The sequence below is a fragment of the Cognatundibacterium griseum genome (genome assembly GCF_014284195.1).
In the GTDB taxonomy this organism is placed as follows: domain Bacteria; phylum Pseudomonadota; class Gammaproteobacteria; order Burkholderiales; family Burkholderiaceae_D; genus Undibacterium; species Undibacterium griseum.
This window is the reverse complement of the sequence record NZ_JACOGC010000002.1, coordinates 125,834-140,321: the sequence shown is the minus strand read 5'-3', so window position 1 is coordinate 140,321 and position 14,488 is coordinate 125,834. Positions and strand designations below refer to the sequence as shown.

Annotated in this window: 18 protein-coding genes; 10 read left to right on the top strand and 8 right to left on the bottom strand. The window is 47.9% G+C overall.

The genetic code is table 11. The features are described from left to right. Nucleotides 1-280: 280 nt before the first annotated feature. Complete coding sequence (locus H8K27_RS05125) at nucleotides 281-688, bottom strand: collagen-binding domain-containing protein (RefSeq protein WP_329604343.1); 408 nt, start codon at nucleotides 686-688, stop codon at nucleotides 281-283. 193 nt (nucleotides 689-881) lie between these two features. Continuing rightward, nucleotides 882-1,643: a hypothetical protein gene (locus H8K27_RS05120; RefSeq protein WP_186862141.1), complete on the bottom strand. Its 762-nt coding sequence runs from the start codon at nucleotides 1,641-1,643 to the stop codon at nucleotides 882-884. 5 nt (nucleotides 1,644-1,648) lie between these two features. On the opposite strand from H8K27_RS05120, the gene H8K27_RS05115 reads away from it, so the two are divergent. After that, nucleotides 1,649-2,071: a DUF6538 domain-containing protein gene (locus tag H8K27_RS05115; protein WP_186862140.1), complete on the top strand. Its 423-nt coding sequence runs from the start codon at nucleotides 1,649-1,651 to the stop codon at nucleotides 2,069-2,071. Between the two features lie 190 nt (nucleotides 2,072-2,261). Further along, nucleotides 2,262-2,414 (top strand): hypothetical protein, encoded by a 153-nt coding sequence (locus H8K27_RS05110; RefSeq protein ID WP_186862139.1) that lies wholly within the window; start codon nucleotides 2,262-2,264, stop codon nucleotides 2,412-2,414. Between the two features lie 122 nt (nucleotides 2,415-2,536). Here the strand turns inward: H8K27_RS05110 and H8K27_RS05105 are convergent, their stop codons facing one another. Genes H8K27_RS05105 through clpS form a run of 3 tightly spaced genes read right to left on the bottom strand, consistent with a single transcriptional unit; the run spans nucleotide 2,537 to nucleotide 5,463 of the window. Then, entirely contained in the window at nucleotides 2,537-2,809 is a 273-nt protein-coding gene (locus tag H8K27_RS05105; protein WP_186862138.1) for a hypothetical protein, read from the bottom strand. 48 nt (nucleotides 2,810-2,857) lie between these two features. Next, a complete protein-coding gene (gene clpA / locus H8K27_RS05100) occupies nucleotides 2,858-5,158 on the bottom strand; it encodes an ATP-dependent Clp protease ATP-binding subunit ClpA (protein WP_186862137.1) in 2,301 nt (766 codons plus the stop codon). Then, nucleotides 5,155-5,463, bottom strand: coding sequence for an ATP-dependent Clp protease adapter ClpS (gene clpS, locus H8K27_RS05095; RefSeq protein WP_186862136.1), 309 nt, complete (start codon nucleotides 5,461-5,463; stop codon nucleotides 5,155-5,157). Before clpS ends, clpA begins: the two co-directional genes overlap by 4 nt. A gap of 400 nt (nucleotides 5,464-5,863) precedes the next feature. On the opposite strand from clpS, the gene H8K27_RS05090 reads away from it, so the two are divergent. The 3 genes from H8K27_RS05090 to H8K27_RS05080 all read left to right on the top strand — a co-directional run bounded on the left by H8K27_RS05090 (nucleotide 5,864) and on the right by H8K27_RS05080 (nucleotide 8,142). Further along, on the top strand, nucleotides 5,864-6,067 hold the full coding sequence (locus H8K27_RS05090) for a cold-shock protein (RefSeq protein ID WP_162021162.1): 204 nt from the start codon (nucleotides 5,864-5,866) through the stop codon (nucleotides 6,065-6,067). A gap of 93 nt (nucleotides 6,068-6,160) precedes the next feature. Continuing rightward, nucleotides 6,161-7,525, top strand: coding sequence for a cache domain-containing protein (locus tag H8K27_RS05085; RefSeq protein WP_186862135.1), 1,365 nt, complete (start codon nucleotides 6,161-6,163; stop codon nucleotides 7,523-7,525). Then, a complete protein-coding gene (locus H8K27_RS05080) occupies nucleotides 7,525-8,142 on the top strand; it encodes a response regulator (RefSeq protein ID WP_186862134.1) in 618 nt (205 codons plus the stop codon). Before H8K27_RS05085 ends, H8K27_RS05080 begins: the two co-directional genes overlap by 1 nt. Nucleotides 8,143-8,241: 99 nt before the next feature. Here H8K27_RS05080 and icd read toward each other — a convergent pair whose 3' ends face one another. After that, nucleotides 8,242-9,495 carry an NADP-dependent isocitrate dehydrogenase gene (gene icd / locus H8K27_RS05075; protein ID WP_186862133.1) on the bottom strand — a complete coding sequence of 418 codons (1,254 nt, stop codon included), beginning with the start codon at nucleotides 9,493-9,495 and terminating at the stop codon, nucleotides 8,242-8,244. A 181-nt stretch (nucleotides 9,496-9,676) separates the two neighbouring features. On the opposite strand from icd, the gene H8K27_RS05070 reads away from it, so the two are divergent. From H8K27_RS05070 to H8K27_RS05060, 3 genes are all read left to right on the top strand, one after another. Beyond that, nucleotides 9,677-10,240, top strand: coding sequence for a pseudouridine synthase (locus H8K27_RS05070; protein ID WP_186862132.1), 564 nt, complete (start codon nucleotides 9,677-9,679; stop codon nucleotides 10,238-10,240). 111 nt (nucleotides 10,241-10,351) lie between these two features. Further along, a complete protein-coding gene (locus H8K27_RS05065; protein ID WP_186862131.1) occupies nucleotides 10,352-10,552 on the top strand; it encodes a hypothetical protein in 201 nt (66 codons plus the stop codon). A gap of 102 nt (nucleotides 10,553-10,654) precedes the next feature. Then, nucleotides 10,655-11,107 (top strand): DUF192 domain-containing protein, encoded by a 453-nt coding sequence (locus tag H8K27_RS05060; protein WP_186862130.1) that lies wholly within the window; start codon nucleotides 10,655-10,657, stop codon nucleotides 11,105-11,107. A gap of 133 nt (nucleotides 11,108-11,240) precedes the next feature. On the opposite strand, the gene rpsT is transcribed toward H8K27_RS05060, so the two are convergent. Further along, complete coding sequence (gene rpsT / locus H8K27_RS05055) at nucleotides 11,241-11,504, bottom strand: 30S ribosomal protein S20 (protein WP_176802397.1); 264 nt, start codon at nucleotides 11,502-11,504, stop codon at nucleotides 11,241-11,243. A gap of 267 nt (nucleotides 11,505-11,771) precedes the next feature. Between rpsT and H8K27_RS05050 the strand changes: the two genes are divergently transcribed. Beyond that, nucleotides 11,772-12,365, top strand: a complete 594-nt coding sequence (locus H8K27_RS05050; RefSeq protein ID WP_186862129.1) for a GNAT family N-acetyltransferase — start codon at nucleotides 11,772-11,774, stop codon at nucleotides 12,363-12,365. 5 nt (nucleotides 12,366-12,370) lie between these two features. Further along, nucleotides 12,371-13,540, top strand: coding sequence for a vWA domain-containing protein (locus H8K27_RS05045; RefSeq protein WP_186862128.1), 1,170 nt, complete (start codon nucleotides 12,371-12,373; stop codon nucleotides 13,538-13,540). 56 nt (nucleotides 13,541-13,596) lie between these two features. Here the strand turns inward: H8K27_RS05045 and H8K27_RS05040 are convergent, their stop codons facing one another. Further along, nucleotides 13,597-14,454: a response regulator gene (locus H8K27_RS05040; protein WP_186862127.1), complete on the bottom strand. Its 858-nt coding sequence runs from the start codon at nucleotides 14,452-14,454 to the stop codon at nucleotides 13,597-13,599. Between the last annotated feature and the right edge of the window lie 34 nt (nucleotides 14,455-14,488).

Here is a 14,488-nt window from a genome sequence, read left to right as displayed (position 1 = left end):
TATGTTGGTATTTTCGAGAATTAAATTATAAAAATCCAACACCACAAACACTTTCAAGGCAATTTTCGATTCCGGCTCTCGCACCACCAATATTCATGCGGCTTACAGCGATGTAAGCCGTTTTTATTTTAGGGTAATTTAGTTCCGCAAATAAGGCTTAGTTCCGCAAAATACTAATTATCCACTTTAGCCGGAACACTGTTAGCCAGCAAAACGTCCTTCTGTTGACTACCCGCGCTTGACCCAAAATAAAACGACAAGCTGTACTGTAACTAAGCGGTTAACCGCTATTTGCGCAAACAAAATATCTTCGGACAGCCATGTATCTGCCTGGTCTAGTGTGCAGGTAGGTGCGTTCGGCGACGAAGTCGATCGGAATAAAATCGCTCTTTCTGAAGTCCAGATAGGCACCAATGTTTTTGTCTTTACTAACACCATAAATCACGTATTTGTTGTTAGAGTCATAGCTGCCAACCCAACCACCATCGAAACGCACAATGGAGCCGCCAACAATGAGGGCGAGGTCCACTTCGTTCGCGGGAATCTGGTTGCCGATGTTAGCGGCATTGGTGCTCAGATTGCCTCCCAAGGCCAGATGCCCGTCGATATTTTGCATACCTGTGACATTGCAAAAAAAGAATCCAGCATAGGCGCCAGCAGTTCCAAAATTGATGCCAGCGGCCAGCAAACATTCAACACTGGGGGGCGGTCTCAAATTGAGTATCTCAATCGCTGGAGAATTGAGCAAAATCAGAGAAACTTGGCAGCATGTGCTTCATCTGATGACAGACGAAATATCGAGGGGACCTCAGTTTCGCATTGTAGGTCACTTCTTTTTGCGAAGACACCTTAATGAAATGGCCTCCACCGCGTTAAACTTACTAATCCCAAGCGAAGCTACCCGGCAGCCAGAACCGTGCCTCTGCACTTAACGGTCCAACGCCACGAAATCCCCCCTCCACCTCTAATGCCACTTCAAGACATCTATTTTGAGGATTACTTAATGCCAGTAACAAGTGCGCGAGCCGAATATTTGCCGCAGGTCTTCCTGCCAACACTAAAATATTCCTATCCTGCCAATCTTTTACATTGCGATATATATCAAGCTCATTGCAACGATTGAATACCGGAAAATCCGATGCACCGAGCCCCTGCTCTAGCCAAGGGTGTTTATGAAGCAAATTAAGTTGAAATTCAATTGGGTCCTCGCCTAAAGGTTTTATATCCTCAATTTCAGACCAATATGAACTATCAATAATGCGTATCTTTTTGATTTCAGAACTTTCGTTGGAGAGATGAATCACTCGGTCCACACCGATTGGATTCAAGACTGCTAACAATAAAAACAATCCTAACTCTCTATATTCATGTGTATGCCCAAAAAATTCGAACACCTCAGCGCAATATCCAAAACTATATTGGTGCTGAGAATTTGAAATATGCAAGCCTCTCAAAATAACCTCGGCTGGGAGCTGTTTTATTTCTCCAATCGCTATCTCAACACGTTGGTTACTAAATTTAAAGACTCCAGTGGACATCTGTTGCCTATACCAATGTGATAAACGAACATACTCAATTTCATTGTCAAATTTATTGTTGAAGTCACTATTAGGCATTTTCTCTGAAATTTCTGTGGACAGCATTGACAATGAAATGTACACGTTATGATTCTTCTTGCGAAGCATCCAACATAGATATTTGCAATTTATTTTATTTATTAATAGCAAAACGAATTTCAAGAGGTTTTTTTATTTCTACTCGCGATTTTTGTCAGGTGTCACAAGTCGGTGTCACAACTGGGCAAAAAATGGCTATACAATTTACATCCAATCTTCAGCGTAACCGGAACGGTATGCTGTACTTCAGATTAACGATTCCAGCAGATTTACATCATCACTTTCATGTGAAATCGACTTACAAAAGTTTGGAAACACCTCACATCGAACAAACTGGAGCATTGCAAGCACTTAAGAACTTGCTTGCGCTTCTTCAGGAAGCCGACTTAATGCAAGCCTTAAAATTTGATTTGCGAATTGAATTGTTTTCTCTTATCCGTACTCTTATGAGCTAGTCGATGCAATCAATAACCTAACTGACTACATGGCACATATGTACTGCCTATTATTGTATTTTGGCAGCGCATACCGATCTATTCAAAAATAAGCAACGGGTCAGTCAATTGATCAAGCATTATCGTCAGGTGCTGAAGGCTCACCTTGGCACGTTTCAGGTTCATGATGTGTGAAAAGCCTGAAAAGTACATGCAATCTAAAATTGACTTGTTCATGCAATCACGGCTTAAAACGATGGAAGCAGAAGGCATGGATCGCCTGGTTTATCAATACGCTGGTCTATGCAAATCGGTAATGAACCATCCCGAAAAAAACCTGTCGTATTGGCTGGGAAAGAAATAAAAAAATACCACAGTTATATGGATACGTGTCACAGGCACTTGAAGCAGAAAAAACATCTGGCCGTTTCTACATGGACGTAAAAAAACCGGTTACACAACCGGTTTTTTTACACATCAAATACTCTATTTTTTCATTTTACGACTACGACCTGCAGATTCCCGCAGGATTGCGTAATTCCATTCATCTTCATGGATGCCGCTATCCGTCAAAACCCGCACCCGGAACACATCCCCCTGAGCAGCAAGCCGATGTCCGATCGCCGTGTGTTTTTTTGCAGCATCGCGTTTATCGTACACATCGACTTCCACTTCCCTGCCCTCCAAAGCCGATGAAGATAAAACAGCTTCTATCGTTTTGGGAGTGTATTCCAGTACATACAGTGGTGCTTTCAGCATGGTTTGTCTCCATCGGTCACAGCACGCTACAGAGAAATCGGCGAACGCTTATTCTACCTCGACAATTTCCTGTGAAGCTTCCGGTGGTGTGGCGTCACCTTCCGGAAATTCGAGTTTGATCTGGTCTTTCTCATCAATATCAACGATCACCCTGCCGCCAGAAACCAGCTTCCCGAACAACAATTCATCGGCTAATGCCTTGCGGATCATGTCCTGAATCAGACGGGCCATCGGGCGGGCGCCCATCAGGGGATCAAAACCTTTTTTACCCAGGAAATGGCGAAGCTCATCCGAGAAAGTCGCCTCGACTTTTTTCTCGTGCAACTGTTCTTCCAGCTGCATGAGGAATTTATCCACGACCCGCAGAATAATTTCCTCATCGAGTGCGCGGAAGCTGATGATCGCGTCCAGACGATTACGGAACTCCGGCGTAAACATCCGCTTGATATCGGCCATTTCATCGCCAGCCTCACGATGATCATTGAAGCCGATAGAGCGCTTCTGCAAACTTTCCGCCCCCGCATTGGTAGTCATGATAATGATGACATTGCGAAAATCCGCTTTACGTCCATTGTTATCCGTCAGCGTGCCGTGATCCATTACCTGCAGCAGGATATTGAATACATCCGGATGCGCTTTTTCGATTTCATCCAGTAACAGCACAGCGTGCGGCTTTTTGGTAATCGCTTCAGTCAGCAATCCCCCCTGATCAAAACCGACATAGCCAGGTGGCGCACCGATCAGACGACTGACGGCGTGACGCTCCATATACTCCGACATATCGAAACGGATCAGTTCAATGCCCAGCGTGAAGGCCAGCTGTTTTGCCACTTCTGTCTTACCCACACCCGTTGGCCCCGAGAACAGGAAGGCACCGATAGGTTTATCCGTTTTTCCGAGGCCCGCACGCGCCATTTTGATGCTGGAAGCCAGCGCCTCAATCGCCGGTTCTTGGCCAAACACCACATTTTTCAGATCACGGTCGATTGTCTGTAATTTGGTTCTGTCATCCTGATTCACTGTTTGCGGCGGAATCCGGGCTATCTTGGCGATAATGTCTTCAATATCAGCCTTGCCAATTGTTTTTTTCTGTTTGGATTTCGGCAAAATTCTCTGCGCAGCGCCAGCCTCATCAATGACATCAATCGCCTTATCGGGCAAATGACGGTCATTAATAAAACGTGCTGATAATTCGGCGGCTGTCGTTAAGGCAGATGCAGAATATCTGACATTGTGGTGCTCTTCGAATTTCGCTTTCAGACCACGCAGAATCTGCACGGTCTGCTCAACCGTTGGTTCATTCACATCGATCTTCTGGAAACGGCGTGACAAAGCGTGATCTTTCTCGAACACACCACGATATTCAGTGTAAGTAGTCGCGCCTATGCATTTGAGCTGACCGCTCGATAAGGCCGGCTTCAGCAAATTCGATGCATCCAGCGTACCGCCGGATGCTGATCCGGCACCAATGATAGTGTGAATTTCATCAATGAACAGAATACCGTTCGGAGTGTCTTTTAACTGCTTTAACACGCCCTTCAGACGCAGCTCAAAATCACCGCGATATTTGGTTCCGGCCAGCAATGCCCCCATATCCAGCGAATAGACGACTGCGTTCTGCAGCACATCGGGAACATCGCTTTGCGTAATGCGCAATGCAAGGCCTTCTGCAATCGCCGTTTTGCCGACGCCGGCCTCACCCACCAGCAAGGGATTATTTTTACGGCGGCGGCATAAAATCTGAATGACCCGCTCCACTTCGGCATCACGCCCAATCAGCGGATCAATTTTTCCTTCAGCCGCTGCCTTGTTCAGATTCTGGGTGAACTGGTCCAGAGGATTTTCCTTGACCTGTGCATCGGTATGCCCTTCCTCGCTGCCCTCTGGAGACTTTTGCGGTTCGTTCAGACTATCTTTACGGACGCCATGTGAAATGAAGTTCACAACATCCAGCCGGGTCACGCCTTGCTGGTGCAGATAGTACACGGCATGCGAATCTTTCTCGCCAAAAATAGCCACCAGCACATTGGCACCGGTAACTTCTTTTTTTCCATTCGATGAGGATTGCACATGCATGATGGCGCGCTGTATCACGCGCTGGAAACCCAGTGTCGGCTGAGTATCGACTTCACTGGTTCCCGGTACAGTTGGCGTATTGTCTGTGATGAAATTGTTGAGTGTTTTACGCAAGTCTTCAATATTCACAGCACAGGCGCGCAGCACTTCAGCTGCAGAAGGGTTATCCAGCAATGCGAGCAGCAGGTGTTCCACCGTGATGAATTCGTAACGGGCTTGTCGAGCTTCGACAAACGCCATATGCAAACTGACTTCTAACTCTTGCGCAATCATACTTCCTCCATCACACATTGCAGGGGATGTCCTGCCTTACGGGCATGCGTCAACACCAGCTCAACCTTTGTCAGGGCAATATCCTTTGAATAGACGCCACAAATGCCTTTGCCGTCCCGATGTACTTTCAGCATGATCTGCATCGCAGTCTCACGATCCTTATTAAAATATTCCTGAACAATGGCCACAACAAACTCCATCGGAGTGTAATCATCATTCAGTAATATGACCTGATACATAGAGGGCGGCTTGAGCTTTTGCGCCTGCCGCTCCAATATAGTACCGTTTTCATGCTTGTTTCCCATACGTCTATTCTAGTACGTTGATTCGTGACAAAGGCAAATAATAAGCGAATAAAAAGGGCCTTATTTCCACCCTGCTCAAATGTTACCTGCTTTCGCTCATTTCCGCAGATGGTGATCATTTCTTCCAGATCAAGTTTTGTTCAGGCATTTGATTTTCTTTTGCACGTTTAGAAGGCATTTTTACCGACGATTATCCCTTCTTACTTAAAAATACAACAATGGCAGGCACGTATCCAAAAGTTTCTTGACTTTCGTTTTTTTTCCCTCAAGAATGACATTTGTTGGCAACACTAGTAACCATTCGTCAACATGAAGTGGGCAAGTTGAGGGAGGGCTGACATTCCGTCAGATTTCTTGCTTTTACGGCTCGTGTGATTAGTTTCTATTTGAAAGATGCATTATGGCAACAGGTACCGTCAAGTGGTTCAATGATTCCAAAGGCTTCGGCTTTATCACTCCGGACGACGGTGGTGAGGATTTGTTCGCCCACTTTTCCGCAATCCAAATGAACGGCTTTAAGACCCTGAAAGAAGGTCAAAAAGTAACGTTCGAAGTCACGCAAGGCCCTAAAGGCAAGCAAGCTTCTAACATCCAAAACCCTTAATCACTGATTATGGTTTTCTGAAAAACCCCGCAGTTGCGGGGTTTTTTTTATTGCCAGCTGTAACCTGGCGTCTTTCTGCATAACGGTGATTGCATGAAACTTCGCTATAAATTCATTCTGCTCGCCATCATCCCGCTACTACTGTCGTTTGCAGGGATTGCCTCAGCGGTGTTTTATCAGGCAACCATTCTGGCCCAGCAGCAGCGCAATACTATCGAACAGGCCTACATAGCCAGTAAAGAAACTGAGTTAAAACATTACGTCACGCTCGGTAAATCGGCAATTCTGCATTTATACAAAAAATCAGGGAATTCGCTCCAGGATCAGGAGGAAGCAAAAAAAATCCTGTCAACCCTGGATTTTGGTGACGATGGCTATTTTTACGTGTATGACATGCAGGGAAAAAATCTGATGCATCCACGCCAGCCTGATCTGGTCGGTAAAGACCTCTGGAATCTGTCTGACCCAAAAGGTAACCTGACCATTCAGAATCTGATCAATACCGCAAAAAATGGTGGTGGCGCCGTACGTTATTTATGGGAAAAGCCCTCATCAGGTCAGATTGCCCCCAAACTTGGTTACGTTATTCCGCTCAACAAATGGGGCTGGATGTTGGGCACAGGTATTTACCTTGATGATGTCGATACGGCCTTGGCAAAAATTGACGTTCAGGTTGAAAAAAACATCCACAGCACGCTGTTCTGGATGGCAGGCATCGCCCTGATTTGCGCCCTGTTGACGGCGCTCTCCGGTCTGGTACTGAATATCAGCGAATCACGCCTGGCAGAAGCCAAATTGAAAGTGCTGGCGCGCAGCGTGGTGCGCTCTCAGGAAGACGAAAGAGCCCGCCTGTCGCGCGATCTGCATGATGGACTGAGTCAGTTACTGGTTTCGATTAAATTGCAGATTGAATCTGGTCTGGCAAAACTTGGAACCACACTGCCAGTAGCGTCACCCGCGCGCAATTCCTTTGACCGTGCCACCAAGCAGCTGAACGAGGCGCTCAGTGAGGTCCGGCGTATTTCTCATGATCTGCGCCCCGCCATGCTGGATGATCTCGGTGTGGTGGCTGCTTTTGAACATCTGGCAGGTGAATTTCAGAATGCATCAGAATTACCTGTCAGTTTTACTGCCTCAGGAAATTTCAACAGACTGTCCGAAATCAGCAATACCGTTTTATTCCGGGTAGCTCAGGAAGCATTGACCAACATTCACAAGCACGCCCAGAAAGTCAGTCACGTCAACATGCAGCTGATCGAAACTGCCCGTGATATTACGCTTATTATCGAAGATAACGGAACCGGCTTTGATATTCAGGGCATTGCCAATCATCCCAAGCGCGGCATCGGGTTAAGTAATATGCGCGAACGTCTGGCAACCGCAGGTGGACACCTCGACATTCGCTCGGATATATCGGGAACCCGTGTTATTGCCACCATCCCCAACGGAGAACTCTAATGGAAGAGAAAAAAAAGATCCATCTGCTACTGATTGACGACCATCCCTTGGTGCGCGATGGATTGCGCGCCCGGCTCGAATCAGTGCCACATTTTCATATTGCCGGAGAAGCCGGCAATGCCACGGAAGCATTAAAAATCATTGCGTCCCAAATGATTGATCTGATATTGATGGACATTAATCTGGGCAGTATGAATGGCATCAACCTGACAGGAAAGCTGACTCAGGATTATCCTGATATTGCCATCATCATGCTCTCCATGCACGACAAGGCCGAGTACGTCACTCAGGCAATACAGGCCGGAGCCCGCGCTTATGTATTGAAGGATGCACCGGCGGAAGACATCATCAATGCGATTGAAACGGTGACAGCGGGCGGAAATTATTTCAGTTCTGGTCTGAAGCAACCCAGCACGACAGCCACCCCGCTGCTGACACAGAGGGAACAATGCATTCTGAACAGTATCGCAACTGGTAAATCCAATAAGCATATTGCCCATGAACTGGGATTGAGCGTCAGGACAGTGGAAACTCACCGGCTGAATATCAAACGCAAACTGAATATCGAAGGACAGGCCGATCTGATCCGCTATGCACTGAGCAATACGGCGTCGTAACTGCTGTTTGCAGATTACCAGCCGCACCTGACGGTAAGATAACGCAACCAATAAAAAAACCGGCAAAAGCCGGTTTTTTTACAGTGTAAAGACTGGGAATTACATATTGTCGATCATGACATCGCCAAATCCGGAGCACGATACCTGAGTAGCCCCTTCCATCAGGCGCGCAAAGTCGTAAGTCACTTTCTTCGCAGTGATGGCTTTTTCTGTGGAAGAGATCAGCAGATCTGCTGCCTCTACCCAGCCCATGTGACGCAGCATCATTTCAGCAGACAAGATCAGCGAACCCGGGTTCACGTAATCTTTGCCAGCATATTTCGGCGCTGTACCATGTGTTGCTTCAAACATTGCCACGGAATCAGACAGGTTGGCACCAGGAGCGATACCGATACCGCCGACCTGTGCGGCCAGCGCGTCGGAGATGTAATCGCCATTCAGGTTCAGTGTCGCGATCACGCTGTACTCTGCCGGACGCAACAGGATTTGCTGCAGGAATGCATCAGCGATGGAATCTTTGACAGTGATTTCTTTGCCTGTCTTCGGATTTTTGAATTTGCACCATGGGCCGCCGTCAATCAGCTCTGCACCGAATTCTTTTTGTGCCAGCGCATATGCCCAGTCACGGAAACCGCCTTCGGTATACTTCATGATATTGCCCTTGTGAACGATCGTCACAGATGGCTTGTCATTGTCGATCGCGTACTGGATCGCTTTGCGCACCAGGCGCTCTGTACCTTCGCGGGAAACCGGCTTCACGCCGATACCGGAAGACTCAGGGAAACGGATTTTTTTCACACCCATTTCATCCTGCAGGAACTTGATCAGTTTTTTAACCTGATCAGTACCTTCTGCAAATTCGATACCGGCATAAATATCTTCAGAGTTTTCGCGGAAGATGACCATGTCGGTTTTTTCCGGCTCACGTACTGGGGATGGTACGCCTTTGAAATAGCGCACAGGACGCAGACAAACATACAGATCCAGTTCCTGACGCAATGCCACGTTCAGGGAGCGGATGCCGCCACCGACCGGCGTTGTCAAAGGCCCCTTGATCGAAACAACGTAATCCTTCAGGACTTTCAATGTCTCTTCCGGCAACCAGACATCCGGACCATAAACCTTGGTCGATTTTTCACCGGCATAGATTTCCATCCAGCTGATCTTGCGCTTACCACCATATGCTTTGGCAACAGCAGCATCAACCACCTTGATCATGACAGGGCTGATATCCACGCCAGTACCATCACCCTCAATGAAAGGAATAATTGGATTGTCAGGAACATTCAGCGAGAAATCGGCATTGACGGTAATTTTTTTACCTTCAGCAGGAACTTGAATATGTTGATACATCGTTTTCTCCGTAGTTAGGCGATCAAGCGGGTCGCGCTTTGCTCATAAGATGCCTTGTTGGCTACACAACGGTCAATATCGCTATTAACTCTTCTATAAGACACAAGACCTTCATTTCGTATTATGCACTAGTATTTTACTGGATGCCATCAGTTTTCCCAATTGCAGGTACCATATTGCCATGAAACTCATCTTATTCAACAAACCTTACAATGTGATGTGCCAGTTTTCGGCGCATCCAACACGGGAGACCCTGTCCGACTATCTGGACATTCCCAATATATATCCTGCGGGTCGCCTCGACGCGGACAGCGAAGGATTAATTTTGCTGACAGACGATGGCCGGCTGCAAAACCGTATCAGTCACCCGGATCATAAACAGGCGAAAACTTACCTGGTTCAGGTTGAAGGAACGCCGGACAAAGCGATGCTTGAGCGATTGGCTCAACCGCTTGATCTGGGCGACTTCACCACCCAGCCATGCATCGTCAGACATATTCAGCCTCCTGACTGGATCTGGCCTCGCCACCCTCCCGTGCGCGAGCGGGCAAACATTCCGACCAGCTGGCTATGCCTGATTCTGTCGGAAGGAAAAAACCGTCAGGTCAGACGCATGACTGCAGCGGTCGGCTTACCCACGCTGCGGCTGGTGCGGATTGCCATCGGTGGATTTTCGCTGGAGACACACCCATTGATGCCGGGGGAATGGCAGGAAGTTGACATTCCGACATCTATGCCAAAATAATTTTACTTTCCATGTCAACCCGCTCTCTCCGGCCACCGTTATTCCCCCTGATTCGATGGAATCACTGACTGGAAAACATTTTTTATAAAACATTATTTAAGGGAAGTTGACATGAAAAAATTGATCGCCGCTCTGATTGCTGGTCTGTTTGCTTCAGTTGCATTTGCACAAGCACCTGCTGCTTCCGCTCCGGCCTCCGCTTCTGCTGCATCTGCAGAGGCAGCCGCAAAGCCAGCTAAAAAAGCCAAGAAATCCAAAAAAGCGAAAAAAGCAGAAGCTGAAGCTGCTGCGTCGGCTGCTCCGGCAAAATAAAGAATTTTGAATCAAAGTGTGACAAAAAAGGCAGGATTGATTCCTGCCTTTTTTATTTCCGGTAGGATATGAGGCTCAATTGATTCTGTTGACTATTTCTTCATGAAAAATACTTTTTTTTCTTCCGCCAAGCAATTGGTCGGCATAACCGTTCTCTCACTGACAACCCTGACCTGCTCTGCACAGGGAAAACTCCCTGTTACACAACTCTCTGCAGGCATTTATGTAATCAAAGCTGAGGTTGCCGCCAGCGAGGCCCAGCGTCAGCAAGGTCTGATGCTGCGTACCCAGATGGGCGCAAATGAAGGAATGGTGTTTGATTTCGGCGCACCGGCGAGCGTCTGCATGTGGATGAAAAATACGCTGATCCCACTGTCGGTGGCATTTATTGATAGCGATGGGAAAATCGTGAATATCGAGGATATGCAGCCGGAAACCACCGATTCGCATTGCGCCAATAAAACCGTGCGCTACGCACTGGAAATGAATCAGGGCTGGTTCAAACAAAAAAATATCAAGTCTGGCAGCAAGATTGAAGGCTTGCCGTTACGTTAGGCTTCTGCACTTGAACATTTACCGACCTGAGTACGCTCACGCTCAGTAACTCAGGTCAGGAATTTCTCAGCAATTGAACGACCATAAAAAAAACCGCAGATATCTGCGGTTTTTTTCAAACAAGAAGCAGCAATTAAGCCAGTGCCTTGATCGCAGATGCCAGACGGCTCTTGTGACGTGCAGCTTTGTTTTTATGAATGATTTTCTTGTCAGCAATACTGTCGATTGTAGAAACAGATGTCTGGAAGATTGTCGCAGCAGCGGCTTTATCACCTGCCTCGATCGCTTTACGGACAGCCTTGATCGCTGTGCGCAACGCAGAGCGCTGGCTGGAGTTGTGTGCATTTTGTTTAACTGCTTGACGAGCACGTTTGCGTGCTTGTGCGGTATTTGCCATGAGATTTCCTAAACGTGGTCAAAGCGACGAGGTCAAAGCAAGTTGATTAAATGCCACGCCGCAAAATTCTATACAGCTTTGCAGTATAACGTCTTTTATTTTCGTTAGCAAGCATCGCTGTTGTTTTGAGTGAATTTAGTATTATAACGCCGAACTTCTTTCTGTTACGGATCATTTTTACCTGCTCTGCTGCTGACGCTGGCCACCATTTTATGGGACAGTCAATCTATACCTGCACTTTGACCGTTTCATTCACGAAGGATTGATATGCAATACGAACCAGTTAACCTGACCGGCAATCTGGTCACTCTTGAACCCCTGAATGCGGCACATTTACCTGAAATCCGGCTTGCAGCGCAGGACGGCGAACTGTGGAAGCTGTTTTTCACATCGGTTCCGGCACCGGAAAATACCGAACACTGGCTGCAACTGGCGCTCGACATGCAGACGCAACAAAAAGCGATTCCTTTTGCAGTCAGGGATAATAACAGCCGGAAAATTATCGGCAGCACCCGCTTTTGCAATATGGATCACCAGAACCGGCGGCTCGAAATTGGCTACACCTGGTATGCCCGTTCTGCGCAGCGCAGCGGTGTAAATACGGAATGCAAACTGCTGTTGCTGACAACGGCATTTGAGGAGATGGGATGCATCGCAGTAGAATTCCGCACGGACTGGTTCAACCGCCGTTCACAGGCAGCAATTGAACGGCTGGGCGCCAAGCGCGATGGCGTGCTGCGCAGCCATATGGTACTGCCGGATGGGCGCATTCGTGATACTGTTGTCTACAGCATTTTGCAAAATGAATGGCCCGGGGTTAAAAGAAATTTGCAGTATCTGCAAAATCAATATGGAGAATAAAACAAGTGCTGATCGATTTCTTTTTTACACTGAAAGATGCCAAAGTCCCGGTTTCTATTAAAGAATTCCTGATGCTGCTGGAAGCGCTGGAACAGGGTCTGATCAGCATGTCGCTGGATGATTTTTATTTTCTGGCGCGTACCATTCTGGTGAAGGACGAAGCACATTTCGATAAATTCGACAAGGCATTCGGCGCTTATTTCCGGGGCATCGAGACTATTTTTGAAAAACGTCCCGATATACCGCTGGACTGGCTCACCAAGCGTCTGGAGCGAGAACTGACGGATGAACAAAAAGCCGCGATCGAAAAGTTTGGCTATGACAAACTGATGGACCGGCTGCGGGAATTACTGAACGAACAGAAGGAACGCCACGAAGGGGGCAGCAAATGGATAGGCACTGGCGGCACATCGCCATTCGGCAATGGTGGCATCAACCCGGAAGGCGTGCGGATTGGCGGTAAAGGCGGCAACCGCAGTGCCGTCAAAGTATGGGAAGAACGCTCATTCAAAGACTACGATGCAGAACGCGAACTCGGCACCCGCAACATCAAGGTTGCGCTGCGCCGCCTGCGTAAATTTGCCCGGCAAGGAGCCGAAGAAGAACTCGCGCTGGATGCCACCATCAAGGCAACGGCTAATAATGCAGGCTACCTGGATATCAAGATGCAGCCTGAGCGTAAAAACAATATCAAGGTGCTCATGCTGCTGGATGTGGGAGGCACCATGGATGACCACATTGCCCAGACTGAGGAGCTGTTTTCTGCAGCCAAAACTGAATTCAAAAATATGGAATTCTTTTATTTTCACAACTGCGTTTACGACTATCTGTGGAAAAACAATCGCCGCCGCCATGCGGAAAAATTTCCGACCTGGGACATCCTGCGCAAATATCCGCCTGACACCAAATTGATTTTTGTCGGCGATGCCACGATGAGTCCTTATGAGATTCTGCAACCCGGCGGCTCTGTGGAATATAACAATGAAGAAGCCGGTGCGGTCTGGTTGCAACGTTTTGCCAACACGTTTCCGAAATACATCTGGCTCAACCCCGAACCGGAAGGTTTATGGCAATACCGGCAATCGATTTCTGTAGTGCGCCAGCTGATGAGCAACAGGATGTTTCCAGTGACGCTGGAAGGACTGGAGCGCGGTATGCGCCTGCTGAGCAAATAATGCTGTCAGCATACGCGCTGCGCAGCAACTAAAGCACAGCAATCGGCGTGTGGCCCTCAGCCATGCTCCTTGCGGACAGAGAGATCACTGAATATGTGAAGGAATTTTTTAATTGTTCGCACCAGAACGTGGCGTGACAGCGGTTTTATCAGATAGCCGTCGCATCCGACCTTTTCCGCCATGATCTGTTTATATTCCTGCCCTTTGTCGAGCAGAAAAATCACTGAAGTTTTGTGGCCCTGATTTTGTTTTTTCAGTGCCTCACACAGACGATAAGGATCAACGCCCGGGGTCGACGTGTTAATCAGAGTCAGTGCATGCTGATTATTCCTGTCCAGCAGCAAGGCACTGCGCTCATCCGAAGCCAGCGTCACGGTAATGCCGTAACGATCCATCATCATCGCTACGTATTCGCGGAATTGCGTATCTTTATCAATCACCAGAATACCGCCTTTGGCCATGGGACGCTGACGTAATTTCTGGTACACAACCGGATCGGTCAGGTCCAGGTCGAGACGCTTATGGCGTCGCCGCTCATGCACCGTCACCGAAGTATGTGCGGCCAGCGTCGTCAGCAATAAATCGCGCCGGTCGATCAGTCCATCCAGAATCCCAAAAATATTACGCCAGCGTATCGGACGCGGCATGACTTCGTAAGGCAGATCAATTTCAGGCTGGCCAATCAGCAAGACAGGCAATGCCTCGCCGGGATTCAGATCCGACAGGGTTGCAATGGCCTGAATATTCTCGGCGTTCACCAGATACATATCCGGATCCTGCACACAGCCGTTTTTCAGGCAAGTGTACAGATAGCCTTTCTCGCGGGCGACGGCGAGAACGGTCGAAAATGTCTCCTCCTCTTTCGCGGAAAAGCCTAACAAGCGGATTGCGATGGTGGCTGTTTTTTGTGGCATCGTTTATCCATCTACACAATACAGCTACAATAGC

Coding starts and splice junctions, on each gene's coding strand:
- H8K27_RS05105 (WP_186862138.1), bottom strand. CDS start 2,809: ATGCTGAAAGCACCACTGTATGTACTGGAATACACTCCCAAAACGATA.
- H8K27_RS05080 (WP_186862134.1), top strand. CDS start 7,525: ATGGAAGAGAAAAAAAAGATCCATCTGCTACTGATTGACGACCATCCC.
- clpS (WP_186862136.1), bottom strand. CDS start 5,463: ATGGGAAACAAGCATGAAAACGGTACTATATTGGAGCGGCAGGCGCAA.
- H8K27_RS05070 (WP_186862132.1), top strand. CDS start 9,677: ATGAAACTCATCTTATTCAACAAACCTTACAATGTGATGTGCCAGTTT.
- H8K27_RS05090 (WP_162021162.1), top strand. CDS start 5,864: ATGGCAACAGGTACCGTCAAGTGGTTCAATGATTCCAAAGGCTTCGGC.
- H8K27_RS05060 (WP_186862130.1), top strand. CDS start 10,655: ATGAAAAATACTTTTTTTTCTTCCGCCAAGCAATTGGTCGGCATAACC.
- H8K27_RS05050 (WP_186862129.1), top strand. CDS start 11,772: ATGCAATACGAACCAGTTAACCTGACCGGCAATCTGGTCACTCTTGAA.
- icd (WP_186862133.1), bottom strand. CDS start 9,495: ATGTATCAACATATTCAAGTTCCTGCTGAAGGTAAAAAAATTACCGTC.
- H8K27_RS05120 (WP_186862141.1), bottom strand. CDS start 1,643: ATGCTGTCCACAGAAATTTCAGAGAAAATGCCTAATAGTGACTTCAAC.
- H8K27_RS05065 (WP_186862131.1), top strand. CDS start 10,352: ATGAAAAAATTGATCGCCGCTCTGATTGCTGGTCTGTTTGCTTCAGTT.
- H8K27_RS05110 (WP_186862139.1), top strand. CDS start 2,262: ATGCAATCTAAAATTGACTTGTTCATGCAATCACGGCTTAAAACGATG.
- H8K27_RS05115 (WP_186862140.1), top strand. CDS start 1,649: ATGAAATGTACACGTTATGATTCTTCTTGCGAAGCATCCAACATAGAT.
- H8K27_RS05040 (WP_186862127.1), bottom strand. CDS start 14,454: ATGCCACAAAAAACAGCCACCATCGCAATCCGCTTGTTAGGCTTTTCC.
- rpsT (WP_176802397.1), bottom strand. CDS start 11,504: ATGGCAAATACCGCACAAGCACGCAAACGTGCTCGTCAAGCAGTTAAA.
- H8K27_RS05085 (WP_186862135.1), top strand. CDS start 6,161: ATGAAACTTCGCTATAAATTCATTCTGCTCGCCATCATCCCGCTACTA.
- clpA (WP_186862137.1), bottom strand. CDS start 5,158: ATGATTGCGCAAGAGTTAGAAGTCAGTTTGCATATGGCGTTTGTCGAA.